The sequence below is a fragment of the Pseudoalteromonas sp. HL-AS1 genome (genome assembly GCF_031198785.1).
GTDB lineage: Bacteria > Pseudomonadota > Gammaproteobacteria > Enterobacterales > Alteromonadaceae > Pseudoalteromonas > Pseudoalteromonas distincta.
Map to the genome: position 1 here is coordinate 3305612 of NZ_CP133569.1, position 17277 is coordinate 3322888.

At 37.7% G+C, this 17277-nt stretch carries 13 protein-coding genes and 1 tRNA gene; 6 read left to right on the forward strand and 8 right to left on the reverse strand.

The annotated features are described in order from the left end of the window. The 3 genes from RB214_RS15350 to RB214_RS15360 form a co-directional block, all read right to left on the reverse strand. Entirely contained in the window at window positions 1-768 is a 768-nt protein-coding gene (locus RB214_RS15350; protein ID WP_309167734.1) for a class II aldolase/adducin family protein, read from the reverse strand. Window positions 769-933: 165 nt separating this feature from the next. Then, window positions 934-1257 (reverse strand): c-type cytochrome, encoded by a 324-nt coding sequence (locus tag RB214_RS15355; RefSeq protein WP_002957866.1) that lies wholly within the window; start codon window positions 1255-1257, stop codon window positions 934-936. 183 nt (window positions 1258-1440) lie between these two features. Continuing rightward, window positions 1441-1980 (reverse strand): DUF2058 domain-containing protein, encoded by a 540-nt coding sequence (locus tag RB214_RS15360; protein ID WP_002957867.1) that lies wholly within the window; start codon window positions 1978-1980, stop codon window positions 1441-1443. Between the two features lie 198 nt (window positions 1981-2178). Here RB214_RS15360 and RB214_RS15365 point away from each other — a divergent pair, with 198 nt between their 5' ends. Next, the gene (locus RB214_RS15365) at window positions 2179-3327 is read left to right on the forward strand and encodes an MFS transporter (protein ID WP_309167735.1); all 1149 of its coding nucleotides are present in this window, start codon (window positions 2179-2181) and stop codon (window positions 3325-3327) included. Here the strand turns inward: RB214_RS15365 and RB214_RS15370 are convergent. Together RB214_RS15370 and RB214_RS15375 are read right to left on the reverse strand one after the other, a co-directional pair. After that, on the reverse strand, window positions 3294-3794 hold the full coding sequence (locus tag RB214_RS15370) for a prolyl-tRNA synthetase associated domain-containing protein (protein WP_154903604.1): 501 nt from the start codon (window positions 3792-3794) through the stop codon (window positions 3294-3296). The genes RB214_RS15365 and RB214_RS15370 overlap by 34 nt on opposite strands. A 1-nt stretch (window position 3795) precedes the next feature. Further along, window positions 3796-4191, reverse strand: coding sequence for a hypothetical protein (locus RB214_RS15375; protein WP_309167736.1), 396 nt, complete (start codon window positions 4189-4191; stop codon window positions 3796-3798). A gap of 166 nt (window positions 4192-4357) precedes the next feature. Here RB214_RS15375 and RB214_RS15380 point away from each other — a divergent pair. The 4 genes from RB214_RS15380 to RB214_RS15395 all read left to right on the forward strand — a co-directional run bounded on the left by RB214_RS15380 (window position 4358) and on the right by RB214_RS15395 (window position 11360). Next, window positions 4358-4433: transfer RNA gene (locus RB214_RS15380), tRNA-Ala, on the forward strand. A 179-nt stretch (window positions 4434-4612) separates the two neighbouring features. Further along, a complete protein-coding gene (locus tag RB214_RS15385; RefSeq protein WP_309167737.1) occupies window positions 4613-5875 on the forward strand; it encodes an extracellular solute-binding protein in 1263 nt (420 codons plus the stop codon). Next, window positions 5875-9093 carry a response regulator gene (locus RB214_RS15390; protein WP_309167738.1) on the forward strand — a complete coding sequence of 1073 codons (3219 nt, stop codon included), beginning with the start codon at window positions 5875-5877 and terminating at the stop codon, window positions 9091-9093. Before RB214_RS15385 ends, RB214_RS15390 begins: the two co-directional genes overlap by 1 nt. 59 nt (window positions 9094-9152) lie before the next feature. Beyond that, the gene (locus tag RB214_RS15395; protein WP_309167739.1) at window positions 9153-11360 is read left to right on the forward strand and encodes an EAL domain-containing protein; all 2208 of its coding nucleotides are present in this window, start codon (window positions 9153-9155) and stop codon (window positions 11358-11360) included. A 72-nt stretch (window positions 11361-11432) separates the two neighbouring features. Here RB214_RS15395 and RB214_RS15400 read toward each other — a convergent pair whose 3' ends face one another. Together RB214_RS15400 and proB are read right to left on the reverse strand one after the other, a co-directional pair. Next, window positions 11433-12680 carry a glutamate-5-semialdehyde dehydrogenase gene (locus RB214_RS15400; RefSeq protein ID WP_309167740.1) on the reverse strand — a complete coding sequence of 416 codons (1248 nt, stop codon included), beginning with the start codon at window positions 12678-12680 and terminating at the stop codon, window positions 11433-11435. Then, entirely contained in the window at window positions 12677-13783 is a 1107-nt protein-coding gene (gene proB / locus RB214_RS15405) for a glutamate 5-kinase (protein WP_002957876.1), read from the reverse strand. Before proB ends, RB214_RS15400 begins: the two co-directional genes overlap by 4 nt. Before the next feature lie 870 nt (window positions 13784-14653). Here proB and RB214_RS15410 point away from each other — a divergent pair. Continuing rightward, window positions 14654-16501: a sodium:proton antiporter gene (locus tag RB214_RS15410; RefSeq protein WP_165743459.1), complete on the forward strand. Its 1848-nt coding sequence runs from the start codon at window positions 14654-14656 to the stop codon at window positions 16499-16501. A 70-nt stretch (window positions 16502-16571) separates the two neighbouring features. Here RB214_RS15410 and RB214_RS15415 read toward each other — a convergent pair whose 3' ends face one another. After that, window positions 16572-17210: a tetratricopeptide repeat protein gene (locus RB214_RS15415; protein ID WP_309167741.1), complete on the reverse strand. Its 639-nt coding sequence runs from the start codon at window positions 17208-17210 to the stop codon at window positions 16572-16574. Window positions 17211-17277 lie beyond the last annotated feature (67 nt).

Below are 17277 nucleotides of genomic sequence, written 5' to 3' on the forward strand. Positions count from 1 at the left end.
TTATTTTGCAAAACTAGGGTCAAGTCGATACGCTTTTCGTAACATTGCAGGCCACGCAAGTTGCCCGCCGGTGCTGCCACTGTGTACTACGTTTGCTTGATTATAAATATTGTCGATTATAGGTTGCGGTACTTCAATCACCTCTTGCGAGCTTGATTGTAGCGCTAGTTGAATTTCACACGCTCGCTGTAAGTCATAAAAGCGCATAAACGCATCGCCTACCGTTGGACCTACTGTTAAGCCACCATGATTTACCAATAACATATGGTTAGTGCTGCCCAAATCATCTTGCAGCACTTTTCGCTCGTCGTCGTTTACTGCAAGCCCTTCGTAGCCATGATGAGAAAGCGATGGCAATGAAAACATTGAATACTGGCTAAGCGGTAATAAACCATTTTTTTGTGTAGCGACTGCGATTGTTTCTTTAGTATGAAGGTGAATAACACAATGAGCGTCTTCGCGTACCTCATGAATCGCACTGTGAATAGTAAAGCCAGCAGGGTTAATACTAAATGGCGTATCGTCAATAATGTTGCCGTCTAAGTCGACCTTTACTAAATTAGAGGCAGTTACTTCATCAAAGGTTAAACCAAACGCATTCACTAAGTAGTGGTCAGTGCCAGGCAAACGTGCTGATAAATGCGTATAGATCAAATCCCCCCAACGAAAGTGCTCTACCAGTCTATAACACGCGGCTAAATCAATACGAAGTTGCCACTCTTGTGCTGATACTTTATTTTTTAAATCGAGTTGGGGTAAATCAAACATAATAAGCCTTTTAAAAACGTACATTATTAACCTGTACGAACAGATGTTTAGAAGTCTAAAGCAGTCTCTATTTTATAGCAAACACCAAACAAAACAGCCACACTATTGTGTGGCTGTTTATAAAACTAAAATACTAATTGCATTAAAATGGTATAACTGCGTAAATTATTTTACGTTAGCTAGGTAATCTGCAATTGCTTCAAACTCTTCATCAGTTACCGTTGCAACCATTGCTTTCATAGCCATGGTCATACCGTTATTACGTGCACCTGACTTAATATCTTTCATTTGCGCTACTAAATAGTCTTTGTTTTGACCGTTTAGTTTAGGGTACATACCCATAATTGGTGCTTTACCTTCAGCGCCATGACAAGTTTGACAATTTTTAGCGGTATAAAGTGCAGCGCCATCGGCAGCAGCTGCATTAAACGAGAAGCTTGCGGCTAAAGTAATGCCCGCGCCTAATAGTAGTGTTTTCATCTTGCTCATTGTATTTACTCTTCTTTTTTGACGGTTAGAAAAACTGTTCTATTGATTGTAGTAAACAATCAAATAAAAAGCATACGTACGAAACGACGCTAGACGATCAACTTAACCAAAAACCGCCAACTCGTTTCTGTCTCACTTTTATATACTTTAACAAATAAAAATGAGCTTACCCTTAATAGACTATTACCACACTATATCATCTGGTACTTCAAAGTCTGCGTACGGGTCATCTTCATCTTTTGGTTTGTTTTCTGGCTCTACATGAAAAACAATATACTTTTCGTCAACTTCAGCCACTTTGCGTGCTGGTTCGTCGTCTAATACGTAAAATTGCCCTTCTAGTACACAAATAGCTAAACGACCGCCCGATAACGCTTTTTGCGTTTTCTCGTTCACGTCGATATTTTTTACTTTGTTTTGATAAGTAAAATTAAATGTGCGCTCACCACGAATAGCGTCTTGGTTGTGGTGCTCTAAAATTTGTTTAACACGCGCTTCTTGCTCGCGCTGCTTTAAACTCACTTGGCGTGTTTGGTTAAGCTCTTCAGCTTTTTTTTGCTGTTCTAGCTTGGTTTGTTGAATATGCTTTTGCAGATCACTTGGGTTGCTAGTAGCCCCTTTCTTTTGCTTTTTTTGTTGCTTACGCTTTTCTGATTTAGCAACTTTAGCATTATGCGATGTTGTTAATCCTGCTTGAAGCAATTGGTCTTGTAATGAACCCATGGCTTTGTTCCACTAAAAACTAATATTATCGCTATTTTAATCACCAACGAGTTCAAATAACAGCGCTATCGACATTAATCTAGCAAACTAGTTAAAACAAACCATGATATAGCGCAATGACTATGGTTTTAATTATGAATTAAAAGCAATTTTTAATACAATACCACGCAACCAATCAGCAAATGCACAAGCCATATAATGCGTTTACCTCATCTACTCGTTTGCTCGGTATTTATATTTTTTGTGCTTTATGCACCGCAACCCCTACTTAGCCTTTTTGCGAGCGAATTTAATGTAGCACCTGCGGTAGCTGGCAGCTTAATGACTGCAACTATGCTGCCCTTAGCCATTGCCCCGCTCGTTTATGGTTTATTTTTAGCAAAAATAAATCCACTACTTATATTACGTATTGCAATGGTGCTTTTAGGCCTTAGCTGCTTACTTTTTGTTTATGTACCTAGCTTTGAGCTTTTATTATTAGTCAGATTTTTACAAGGTTTAACGCTCCCCGCAGCTTTAACAGCAATGACTAGCTATATAGGCATGAGTTATAGCGCTGATACACTTCAAAAAAATATGACCCTATATATTGGTAGCAGTATAGTTGGTGGTTACTTTGGACGCGTGTTTGCCGCTTTGTTTAGCGACTTATGGAATTGGCAGAGCTTTTATTACGTAATTGCTTTTATGCTTATTTGCTTAGCTTTGACAATTAAGCATTCTCGCTTTACAAACCCAGCTACACAGTCGCAGCTCTCCCCACTCGATTACATTAAACAACTTAAAGAAGGCGCTATCCTTAAAGTGTACGGTGCCGTCTTTTGTATGTTTTTTTGTTTTGCTGCATTACTTAATTACTTACCGTTTATATTACAAAACACGTTTTTAATTACCAATACTCGTGACATAGGTTTAGTTTACAGTGGTTATTTAGTTGGTGCCCTCGCCTCTATTGCTGCACCTTGGTTGCTTAAAAAAGTCCCTTCGCCTTGGCATTTATTAACTGCGGTATTTAGTTTTTATAGTGTGAGTATTATTTTATTAATGAGCCACCAGCTTAGCTTATTTTTAATCGCATTTACTTTGTTTTGCGGTGCTATGTTTGTGATTCATTCAACTGCCGCACCGCTCGTTAATAAAATCAGTAAAGCCCCACCAAGTGTAACCAATGGCGGATATGTATCGTTTTATTACAGTGGTGGCGCATTGGGGTCGTTATTACCCGGTGTAGTATACCAACATCATGGGCAAACAGCGTTTATGTTTACGCTGCTTGCGGTTTGCTTATGTGGTTTATCGTTAATTATGTGGGCTTATTTTGAGGGTAAAAATACAACGCGCGGTTGATGCTTTGTGTAATTAAAAAATGTTTCTAAATCAGCTTTACTAAGCAACCATGTTTGGGTGTTTTCAAACGGATGACAATGAAACAAATCACCGTGCCAAATATCTTGGTCAACCCATAAGCTCACTTCGTTTTGCTTATCATTTAAAAGAGCCAACATAGATACACACCCAGGAGCCACTTTTAAATATTTAGCTAGCCGCTCACTCGATGCGAACCCTAAGCGTGAAAGCCCTTGTTGCTTTGATAGTGCCTTTAAGTCGAGTTGCTTATTGTGCGCTGTAATAACTAAAAAGTGTCGCTTGCCTTCGTTATCGCGTAAAAATAGGTTTTTAAGGCGAGTACCTGGGCGCTCAATCATAAACTCATCTGCCGCTAAGCTAGTATGTAGCGGCGGATGCTCTATTACATCATAGTTAATATCTAGGTGCGCCAAAAGCTCTGCTAACTTAGTTTTATCAGCCAGCATATTACAAACAACGCCCTCTTAGTTGTACACTCAAATCTCGCCATAAAACATCATTAACTTCATGCTTGTTGCCGCAATACTTACGATCTTTTAGCTCTTGATTTAATAATTCAACTGCTTGGTCTTCTAGCTGTAACTTCAGAATGCTCGACTCTTCAAAATGCTCTTTCTCTATATACTGCTTAACCTCACCACGACTTGGTCTCTTGTTAGAACCACGGTCTAAGTTAAAGTTTTCACGATGCTTAGCTTTTACCGAAACAACATAAGAAAAAAGCTTATTGCCTTGCTCATCTTGCCTTTCGTGAAACTGTTTATTATTTATTTCAAAAGGCGGCTCATCATTTGAGGCACAGCCAGCGAGTAAAACCATAAGCGCTAGAACACATTTTTTCATTGTTTTTTATCGTTTTAGTTTTGAATTAAGCCGAGTCTAACAAAAATTGACGTAAACAGTGAAAATTTACGAAAAAATACTTGACCAAATTTATAAAAAAACTTAAAGTTCGTCCCGCTTGGAACTCAGCAGTCAAGCAGTTACATTATATGTAACTTAGGAATGTGGGGCTATAGCTCAGCTGGGAGAGCGCCTGCCTTGCACGCAGGAGGTCAGCAGTTCGATCCTGCTTAGCTCCACCACTTTCCTACTCCTTTTCAAATTCGTTCTACTCTTCTATTTTCCCACTGTTTTTATTATTTTTTGATACCCTAATATTCTAATTTTTCATTCTATATAATTTTAAATTTATCCATTCAACTTGTGTCTTTACAAGTTCTTAGCTATACATAATGTCACACATTAGTACTTTAGGCTTAACATGGGCAACCCTAAGCGTTCAACGCTAAAAAAGCTAGCTGCAATAGGTTTAACAGCTGGTGCAATAACACATGCGCCTTATGTTTTTGCCCGAAAAAAAGTCACATTAAGAGTGCTTGGTACGCATGTAACACTCCAAGAGGCTATTCGCAAGCAAGCGATGAGTGACTTGGGTATTAATATAGAATTTACTCCCGCAGGCAGCGCTGCCGTTTTGCAAAAGGCATCAATGGACTCTGGCTCCTTTGATTTATACGAACAATGGTCAAACAGCATTAATGTGCTTTGGGATGCAGGTTCTATACAGCCAATAGAAAAAAAACGACTCACCTACTTTAACGAGATAAATCCACTTACTAAAACGGGAAAACTAACCGAAACTGCAAGTATTGGTGCAGGTGATGCTCCCTATAAATTATTAAATGTACAACCCGATGGCACATTAAGCTCACAAGAAAGCGATCATATTAGCTTTTTACCTTATGTGCATAATGTTGACTCTTTTGGTTACAACACCGACTTTATTAAGCTCGGTATAGCATACGAAACAGAAAGCTGGAGTTGGCTGCTTGATGACGAGAACAGAGGTAAAGTAGCTATTGTAAATGCGCCTACCATTGGATTATTTGACCTAGCCCTAGCAGCACAAAGTAAAGGACTTATAAAATTTAACAATATAGGTGCAATGACCCGCCCAGAACTTGATAGGTTGTTTAGTATATTACTCGACTTTAAACGCCAAGGTCACTTTAGTGGCTATTGGAATTCGGTTCCTGAGTCGATTGAATTTATGAGAAGTAAGCGAGCCCATATAGAAAGCATGTTTTCGCCTGCAGTTTCTGCATTAAACAGCCAAAATATTAATGTACGATTTGCCGCGCCAAAAGAAGGCTACCGAGGCTGGCATGGTGTTATGTGTTTATCGTCACAAATACAAAGTAGCGCAAAAGATGCAGCTTACGATTATATGAATTGGTGGCTTTCAGGCTGGCCTGGTGCATTTATTGCTCGCCAAGGTTATTACATTAGTAACCCGCAGCGCTCTAAACTACTCCTATCTCAGTCTGAATGGGATTACTGGTACGGTGGAAAAGCAACAAACATAGATTTATTAAATACCAATGGCGACGTAGCTGTAAAAGCAGGTGGGCAACGTAATGGCGGTAGTTACCATAAACGCTTTAGTAATGTAGCAGTGTGGAATACAGTTATGCCAACCTATGACTACAGCCTGCAAAAATGGTATGAGTTGATTAGCCGATAATGATAATAAACTCAATTAAATCAAAAATAATATTAGCTCTGTGTTCGCTGATTGGATTACTTCTTTTACAGAGCTATTTGTTTAACTATTCGCAAACGTCTTTACTTAACTTGCAAAAATCGCAACATAACGCGCTTATTCAAAGTGAAGCTGTAACTAACTTAGAAAACGATATTATTTCCCTGCAAGGGCATGCAGTTTCATTTATTGACAATGCAAATGAAAATACGATTACCAAATTTAATTTTTATTTAAATAAGGCAAATCTAAATCTCGAGCAGCTAAAAACAAACACTCAAAACCAGACCCCTGAGTATCAAAACTCACTAATACGCCTTGGCGAGTATTTAAATAATTACCAAGATACATTTGGCCAAGTTGTCGTAAACAGACAAAAACGCGAACACATTTACATTACTCAGTTCAAACAACCTATTGATGACTTACAAGTAACAATTAGTGATTTAGAAGGGTCTTCAAACAATGATAATAAAGTTATTTTTAACGATGTTTTACTCACAATAAGTAATTTAAAACATGCAATTATAAGCTACCTCTATAAACCTAATTTTGATGAAGCACAAAATGTAAAACAAAACTTAAATCACTTACATAAAAAACTAACGAGCACCTCTGTAATAAATGAATCCCTCTCCAATAAAACAACAAGCTTAAAACAAGCTTATAACCAACTTGTATTACTCACCCGTAGCTACACTTTTTCTGTAAATGTAGTGCTTACAGGCATAGAAAACGAATTGCTGTATTTAACTAATGAAATTAAAAACATAGAAAAAAATAAACTAATCAAAACAGAAGAGCTACTAAGTAGCCACTTAACAAAAAATACAGAACAGGCAAATATATTTGCCGTTTTAATTATGTTAATCATTTTATTTTTAAGCTATTTTATTTTTAGATCGGTTATAAAACCAATTACTCAGCTCACTTTATTACTTAAAGACATGAATAGCGAAAAGCCAATAACTATTTCAAATAACAGCCAAAATCAAACTGAAATAGCATCGGTAATAAAAGCAGCTAACGCTTTATATTTAAAAAATAAGCAAACCAAAGAGCTACTCAATGAAACCCGCGTATTAAACTCCCAAATGGAAGCAATGAATGCCGACCTGACGAGTGCCATGGAGCAAACCGATAAAGCCAATAAAACAAAAATAGATTTTGTAGCCAATATGAGTCATGAACTTCGCACCCCAATGAATGGCATATTAGGTATGTTGCAACTTTTACAAAGCAGCGAGCTTCCCTCAAGGCAAAAACACTACGCAGATAAAGCTTTTTCAAGTGCTCAAAATTTATTGCAGATTTTAAACAATATTCTGGATTTTTCTAAGCTAGAATCGGAAAAAGTTCAGTTAGAGCAAATCCCTTTTACCTTACATACTATAGTTTCTAACGTTCAAAATTTATTCTCAACAAATGCCAAGCAAAAAGGTTTGTTATTAAACTTTACTTTACACGTTGATGCAGGGCTTGAACTTATTGGCGACCCAATGCACTTAAGCCAAATAATAAATAACTGTGTAGGTAACGCAATTAAGTTTACTGAGCATGGTGAAATATCATTAATTATAGAAGCGACATCTCAACACGAAAAAACAATAAACCTTCGCTTTAGTATAAAAGACACGGGTATTGGGATGACTGAAGAGCAATCAAAAATTATATTCCAGTCTTTCTCGCAAGGTGATTCAAGCACAACAAGAAAGTATGGTGGGACCGGTTTAGGACTCACTATAAGCAAACAATTAACTAAATTGCTGGGCGGAGATATACAAGTAAGGAGCACGATTAATCAAGGTAGCGAGTTTTTCTTTACTCTACCCTTTACTTTATCTGAGCAACAAAAGCTAAAAAAACACGCCTTATTAATTAGCCCTGATAATGAGCAAATTAAAAAATTAATGGACTTACTAAGTGATATAAATATAACGACAGAAACAACACAAGAACCATTAAGAGCCATTGCAAAAATGTCTCAGCCTAGTAGCCCATTTAGTATTGTAATAATGTCGATAGAAAAAAAAGAGCTCAACGATAACTTTATTTTACAACAACTGTACGCTCAAAATAAAAACGCTAATGAAAAATTAACACTTATTTTATTAATTACCGATGAAGAGTCTCCTGAGCCAATTGCAAAAAATGAAAATATAGACATTATAATTATTGGTAATAAAAATAGTGAAGTTGAAATTTTAAGAAAGCTTTCACCCAATAATTTCAAAGAAAAGCAATTAAAGCCCCATCCTAAATTTTCGGGTTTTAATGCATTAGTTGTTGATGATAATAAAATTAACCAAGAAATAGCCTCAGCCCTTTTAACAAGATTAGATATGACTGTGATCATTGCTGATAATGGACGTGATGCATTAGATAAAATAGAGACAAATGACATCGATATTATTTTTATGGATGTTCAAATGCCAGTTATGGACGGACTAGAAGCAACAAGCATATTAAGAGAGCGAGGCTACAAAACTCCTATAATTGCTATTACGGCAGCCGCAGATCCTAATGATAAAAAAGCAGCGTTTAGAGCGGGTATGGACGACTTTTTAGTAAAACCGATTATTTTTGATGCGCTTTACGAAAGTATAGAGAAACATCTGCAAAGTAATGAACCTCTGAGCACTATAAATCTGCTTTTAGCAAAAGAAAACCTAGAAAATAATGACGTATTATTAACTAAATTATTTACTCAGTTTGTCAACGATTACAATGACTTTTCGACTAAAGCTGATATATTAATTAAAAATGGAGAGTTAGAAAGCTTAATTCGACTAGTACATACACTTAAGGGCCTTGCCGGCACATTAGGTTTGGAGCTACTGCAACAAAGCGCGCAAAGTGTTGAGAAAAGCTTAATAAATGAGAAAAGTATTAACTTATCTCACTTTAATGAACAATTAACACTTACACTTTTTGCCGTAAAACAATTCTTGGTAGCTGATAGCTTTAAAAAAGAGCATATACAGCGACATGAACTAGAAAACGAAGACTCGGTTATCGATAAAATATACTCATTAGCATTAACGGCTCGCCCCGTACCTAGCAGTTTGGTTAGACAGCTAGAAATGAATCAATATGATAGAAGCCACTCTCTATTTAAGCTCAAAGAAGCAATTGATCATTTTAACTACGCATTAGTAATAGAGTTGATTGATAAATATAGAAACGATAATAAAAATTAGGCATAACCACTAACCTGAACTAGATTTAACATAGCAAAGAACGCAAAGAAGGATAGATAGTGCATTCAAATTATCTCGCAAACAGTAAGGGATTAACTACAGAGAAAAAGCATAAACCTTTAATTCTTATTGTTGATGACGAACCTAGTAATTTACACGTATTAGTTGAAGGACTTTTAACTGACTACGACGTACGTATTTCAACTAGCGGTGAACAAGCATTAGTATTTGTTGAGTCAACTCGCCCTGACTTGATTTTATTAGATATAATGATGCCGGGCATGGACGGCTACGAAGTATGTAATATACTCAAAGCGAAACAAAATACTAAAGGCATCCCCGTCATATTTGTAACTGCGCTTACCGAAGAAGAGTCTGAAGAAAAAGGCTTTGCAATGGGCGCAATTGATTACATTCATAAACCTTACAAACTAGCGCTCGTTAGAGCACGCATTCGCACTCATATTACCGCTCAAGGAATGCTAGATAGGCTTATAGAAAAAAACTTCGACCTGCACGACAAATTACTCGAAATAGAGTTACTGGCGAAAGAGTTAAGCCAACGTGAAGAAGAATTAAAAGAACTTTCATCAAAACAAAAGTTATTTTATCAAGCCCTAACGGGAACCGCCGATGGTGTTGTTATTACCGATAGTAATGGCAAAATTATTGCGGTGAATCCTTCATTTTGTCGTATAACCGGTTACTGTGAATCAGACTCACTACAAATGCAGTTACACGATATAAAACAAAACAACCATCCGAGTATTAGCTTTGACCAAGTATGGGAACATGCAAATCAAGCAGGCTATTGGAGTGGAGAACTTGTAACTAGACGGAAAAATGGCGAGCTTTACCCTGAGTTATTAACTCTCAGTATGGTAAAAGGCGAGCAAGATACTAACGTGCACTATATTGGTGTATTTAGTGATATTTCGAGCGTTAAAGTAACCCAAGAAAGAATTCATTACCTTACATGGCATGATGAACTTACAGGTTTACCCAACCGAAATGGGTTTTTAAAGCAGTTAGAGCAACAACTTCAAGTTTGTAGTACCGAAAATAGTTATGCCTATATTTATATTATTGATATAGACAGCTTCCACTCAATTAATGATGGATTAGGCTTACTCGCTGGCGATAATATTTTAAAAGAATTAACTAAACGAATTCATTCTAAGGTGAGTAAAAAAGATGTTATTGCTCGCTTAGGCAGTGATGAGTTTGCAGTGCTGTGTACAATTGAAAAAGGTGTGGGCAGAGCTAGAGCTCAAGCAATGGCTGAAAATAAAGCCCAAGAGCTACTTGCAAGTGTAAACCATCCATTTGTCTTTGCTGAACAAGACGTTAGCTTAACTGTAAGTATTGGCACCTATATCTTTCCACGAGAAGTTCAATGGGAAAGTGCTATTGAGACTATTCGTAACTGTGAAGCGGCCTGTTACAAAGCAAAAGAGAAAGGCGGTAATAGAGTTACCTTTTTTGATACTTCATTTGGCGAGCAAGCAAAACGCCGTTTTGAAATAGAACAAGATTTACGTAAAGCTATTTCTAATAATGAGCTATCGCTATATTTACAATCCCAATTTGATCGAAGCCAAACCCTTAAAGGCGCAGAGGTTTTATTAAGATGGGAGCACCCTCAAAAAGGCTTTATTAGTCCTAGTGAGTTTATATCTATAGCCGAAGAGTCAGACATAATTTATGATTTAGATTGCTGGGTAACTTCAAATGCACTTGAAATGCTAACGCAACTTAGTAAAACTCACCCTGAGTTAAACTTATCAATTAATATAAGTGGCAGGCACTTTCATGAAGCGCGTTTTTTAAACTTTATTAGCCAACAGATAAAGCAACATAACATTAATCCTCAACAACTCACTATTGAGATAATTGAAGGTACATTGCTTAATCATATGGAAGCGGCTATTGAAGCGGTTCACTTTCTCAAGAAACTAGGTATTAGAGTATCAATTGACGACTTTGGTACTGGATATTCGAGTTTAACCTACCTAAAACAATTACCAATACAAGAACTTAAAATTGATCGTTCTTTTGTTTTAGAGGCTCCTACCGATAACAACGATAAACTAATTATTGATATGATTGTAAGCTTAGGTCGTTTATTTGAACTCGAGATAGTTGCTGAAGGCGTAGAGAACCAGTCCCATTTTGATTTACTACAGGAGTATCCTGAGGTTATTCTGCAAGGCTATTATTTACACAGACCAGAACCTGCAAGTGATTGGTTTAAAAAGTTAAAGTAACTATAGCGTGATTTATAAACTTAAAAGCCGAGCATGAATATGCTCGGCTTTTTATGGACTTAATTTTTACGGTTACTCGCGAACTTGGCCAACTCCATTAACTAAATACTTTTCAGTCGTTAGTGACTCGAGGCCCATAGGACCGTATGCATGTAGCTTGGAAGTAGCTATACCAATCTCTGCGCCTAGGCCCAATTGTGAGCCATCAGAAAAACGAGACGATGCGTTAACCATTACTACAGAAGCATCAACACTGCGTTGGAATAACTCTGCAGCAGCTTCATTTTTAGTACAAATTACTTCTGTATGGTTTGAACCAAACTGTTCAATGTGTTCAACCGCTGCCGTAAAGTTTGGAACAACGCGAATAGCGATTTCTAAGTCTAGGTATTCTTCACCAAACTCGTTATCGGCTAGGACTGTTGCGTTATCAAAGTATTTAGCTGCAAAGCTGTCAGCATTTATTTTTACACCTTCTTGGCGTAATACAACTGCACACAGATTTAAAAACTCATCTGCCACATCTTGATGCACAACTAAACCTTCTAGTGCATTACAAACACCGGTACGCTGCGTTTTACCATTAAGCAGTAAGTTAAGCGCAATTTCTAGGTCTGCATCTTTATCTACATATAGATGACAAACGCCTTTGTAATGCTGAATTACTGGGATCGTGCTGTTTTCAGTAACAAAGTTAATTAAACCCTCGCCGCCGCGTGGAATGATTAAATCAATGCTTTCGCGTTGCTGCATCAGTTCCATTAACAGCGCACGGTCTGGATCTGGAATCACTGAAATAAGTGATACCGGTAAGTTGTGCTTCTCAAGTACGCTGTGCATTACACTTGCGATAGCTTGTGAACTTCTAAGTGCTTCTTTGCCGCCACGTAAAATTACGCCATTACCTGATTTAAAACATAGTGCACCAGCGTCTGCTGTCACATTCGGGCGTGCTTCGTAAATCATACATACAACGCCAAGAGGTACTCGCATTTTGCGAATTTTAATACCATTTGGGCGCTCAGTAATATCACGCAGCTGACCAACAGGATCATCAAGGCTTACGATTACTTCAATACCTTCTGCCATTGCTTCAATACGCTCATCGTTTAACGTTAAGCGGTCGATCATTGAGGCTGCTAAGTTATTGTCGCGTGCTGCGCTTAAATCACTTTCATTTTCTTTTATTATAAATGCTTTTTGCTCTCTTAGTGCCGCTGCCATTTCAACTAATACTTGGTTTTTAGTCTCGGTATCGAGTAAAGCAAGTGTATGTGCAGCTTTAGCTGCCTGACGTGAAATGTCCGTAATTAAACTCATGACTTCTCCAATAATGCGATATGTTTTTCAGATATAACTGGTCCAATTGAATCCTGCATTTTTTCGCTGAATTCACTCTGTTCGTTGTCTGCAATAAAGTTTAACAAACAGCTACTATAATTTGCGGTCGCTTTAGCTAAACGCGTACCGTCTTCACTACGTACTAAAATGGTATCACCCACGGCAAATTCACCGTGAACTTCCATGATTTCGTCACCACGAATACATCCACTTTCACCTTCAAGAGATTCATCAAATGATCCATCAACAACAACTTCACCTTGCTCATTTGCTGTATGTGTCATCCAATGAATAGAGTCCTGCATCGGTTTTTCGTACGGTAAAAATACACTACCTGGGTTTTCTCCAGCTAGCAGTTTTGTAAATGTTTCTTCTTTAAAGCCATTTATAATATAAGTCGCTATACCATGAGATGTTGCTTTTTCTGCCGCTTCTATTTTGGTTTTCATGCCACCAGTACCTACTGCACTTGTAGCACATCCTGCCATAGCATAAATAGATTCATCAATTGATTTTATTTCAGGCAGTAACACCGCATCATCATGTAAGTTAGGGTTTTTATCATATAGCCCATCAACGTCTGAGAATATTAATAAAGCATCGGCATCGGCAGCTGCTGCGACCATTGCTGATAAGTTATCGTTGTCACCTACTCGTAAATCATCAGTGGTTACGGCATCGTTTTCATTAATGATAGGAAGTACACCATGTTCAAGTAAAGTGAACACGGTTTCACGAATGCTCTGATAACGCTCGCGGTCACGTAAATCGCCATGAGTTAGTAATAGCTGCGCAGATGGAAAGTCAAAAAATCGGTCCCACATGGCAATCATTTCTGTTTGACCTGCTGCCGCCATTGCTTTTTTCATTACCACAGAACGTGGTTTGTCTGATGGGAATAAGTGCGCGCCAGCCGCTACAGAACCCGATGATACTAAAATCACCTCGATTCCACGGGCACGACAACGAACAATGAACTGTGCGATGGTTAATATGTAACGCGAACGGCAGCCATCTTGATCTGGTGCAATTAATGCACTACCTACTTTAAGTACGATACGTCGCCAATTTAACTTTTGCATAAATGCTCAACTTTCCATTTTATCTGCGCTCACCTTAATTAGACGAGCTAAAACTAAGTAGCTAGGTTTAAAACATAGCTTCGAATTTGTCTTTCATTTAGGCAACACTTTTTTTACACACACGCGAAAACTATATCTAAAACAATAAGCTTAGATTTAAGGTTAAGTATAAAGTAGCAACAACCCAATAATATTGAGCAGCACTAATCAAAAAATTTAAAAGTGTTGTTTATGCATCGCTGTAAAAAGCTGTGTGTGGCTTTTTTATTAACAACATACATAGAGCCTCTAAAGTCTGATACACCAACAGATAGGGTGAAGACCAAAGGACCGAGATTTAACCGCCACGATGGGGGTTAAACATTGAAAGCAATAGTTCAACTCAAACCTTTATTTACTTAAATAATTAAATAAACTTGTTTAGCAAAACCATACCAAGAGTTCGGCAAATGAAATTATGTAGTGTTCAAATACTAGTAACACCACTAATGCATGATTATAAAGATTAAAAATGACGTTAAGATTAACAAACCACTTTTACTTCCAATAAACTTCATTAGATAACTAATTATTAGAACACGAAGCATATTACACTAAATACCTCTTAAAAATCAAGGTTAAAATTCGAGCGAAGCTAATTCCTTCTCGTTTGTGGTGTTTGATTGTTATTAAAATTCAATCTATTAAACAATTAATACGGCTTAAAATAAGGCGACTGAACACGCGCAAAATAATTTAAGCCTACTAATCTTCTATAAGCAGCTAAAATTGATTAGTAATATTTGAATTTCCCGTGTATACCCCTGTATTAATAATTAACAAAAGTTATACTTTCTGAACAAACCGTCATAAATAAGGAATTCTTAATCTATGTCAGCAATTTACATAGCCGGTATCGCACTTTGCTCTGTGCTTGCCCAATGGGTCGCGTGGGCTTTTAGAGTGCCCGCTATTCTTTTCTTATTGCTTACTGGTCTTTTACTTGGACCATTTAGTGGTGTTTTAGACCCTGATGCATTATTAGGTGATTTACTGTTTCCAGTTGTATCACTAAGTGTTGCCATCATTTTATTTGAAGGATCCTTAACTCTGCATTTCAGAGAGCTAAAAGGAATCGGAAAAGTTGTAAGAAACCTTTGCTCCATCGGCATGCTTACTACCTGTATTATTATTAGCCTCAGCGCCTATTGGTTGCTTGAACTTAATTGGCGTGTAGCTGCGGTATTAGGTGCAGTGCTAGTTGTAACAGGCCCTACTGTTATAGCACCGCTATTAAACTCAATGCGCCCCACACAAGACATTGACCGCATACTTCGATGGGAAGGTATTGTAATAGACCCGATCGGCGCATTATTCGCTGTATTAGTATTTGAAGCCGTAATGCTTGTAGGCCAAGGCGAAGTATTTAGCCACACTATTATTGCCTTAGTTAAAACCCTCGGTGTTGGATTAAGTATTGGTGTTGCTGCTGGTTGGTTAACAACACTATTAATGCGTCGCGAATGGCTACCATTTGAATTACATAAGTTTGGTATATTGGCATTAGTACTCATTAGTTTTTCTGTATCAAACTATTTAAGCCATGAATCAGGCCTATTAGCAGTGACTGTATTTGGCATTTGGCTTGCTAACCAAGACGATTTAGAAATAGATTCTGTACTTGAGTTTAAAGAAGACTTGTCGATGATATTAATATCAACGCTGTTTATTTTACTTGCAGCACGCTTACAGCTCTCTGATTTAATGATGCTCGACAGCGATGTATTTATATTTTTAGCTATCGTGCTTTTTGTTGCTCGTCCACTGTGTATTGCTATTTCTACATTTGGTACTGACTTACCAATGAAGTCTCGTTTGGTACTTGCCTGGATAGCTCCACGCGGTATAGTCGCCGCAGCCGTTGGGTCGGTATTTGCGCTTAGCATGATGGAGTCTGGTGTTGCTGATGCTGAAAAAATGGTACCTCTCATATTTACAGTAATTATAATTACCGTTGTACTACAGAGCTTAACCGCCATTCCTGTTGCCAAGCTATTAGGTGTACGCCAGCCATCGCCAAATACAATATTAATTATTGGTGCAAACCATGTATCGCGTGCAATCGGCCGTGGCTTACAAGAGCAAAACATTCCGGTTCACCTGTCAGATCCTGCATGGGAAAACTGCAGAATGGCACGTATGGATGGTTTAGCTTGTTATTATGGTAACCCGCAATCAGAGCATGCTGAACGCTACTTACCTCTAACAACGATTCGTAGTGTATTAGCATTATCGCCAAATCGTCATCATAATGCATTAGGTGTTCAATACTTTTCTCATTTACTTAATGAAAAAAATGTATTTTCGCTACGCTCATCAACGTCGCATGCAAAAGCAAATAAAGACAGCGCAACGTTTTTATCTAGACAAATACTGTTTGGAGACGAAGGCTCGTATGCACGTTTAAGCAGTATTATAGCTAAAGGCGGTAAGGTTAGTTCAACACGTATCTCGGATGAGTTTAGCTGGGAACAATACTTAGAAATGAACCCTGAGGCTATCCCTTTATTTATTCTCAAAGGTGATAAAGACAGTGATGACGATACGCCAATTAAGCTAAGACCATTTACAATTAACATGGAAAAACCGCCGCAAGAAGGTGAGCGTGTTGTTGCATTACAGCCGCCTAAAATGTCGGTTTTAAAAGACCCGCAAACAAAGGCTAAAGAAGAAAGTTAAACACTTTTACTACCTGTAAAAACTCAAAAACCCTAACTTAAAAAGTTAGGGTTTTGTTTTTTAAAAGCCATTAAATAGGAAGGCGAGCTCGAGCAACCACACTATCTGGCATTTTTTGCGCTAACTTAGTCAGCGCTCGCTCAATTTTATTATGAGTCGCTTTATCTGCCACCATAGAATTAAATAGCCAACGATAAGCATCTTCAAAATCACGCGGGCTGCCATAACCATCATTAAATAATTTAACTAAACGTAGTTGTGCTTTTAAATTGCCTTGCGACGAGGCTTCACGCAAATACGTAATTGCCATTGCTTTATCTTGCTGAACTAAACGACCAGTGTCGTAGTATCGTCCCAATTGCTCTAGCGCTGCCGCTAAGCCTTGCTCAGCTGCTTTTCGCATGTAATACACACCTAACTCTACATTGCGATCAACGCACACGTTATAAGCCAGCATATCGCCGTATAAAAATTGATAAGACGGCAATGCCATTTTATTGGCTCGTGCTTCTATATCTTGCACCAACTGGCAATCATCTGCCTTTACGCGCGCTAAATGCGTATTTTTATTTATTAACGCAATTAGCTCTGATTCTGTATACAGCGGCACAGCAGCAGGGCTTTCTGTAGCTAAGCTGTTGGTTGCAATAAATAAAGACAGCGTTATTAACGAAAGCCTTAGTACGCAATTACGATTAAATAAACGCATATTCACCACTTATATATATAAACTTATTAAATAATATACAAAGATCGTTCCAAGGTGAATTTTAGAC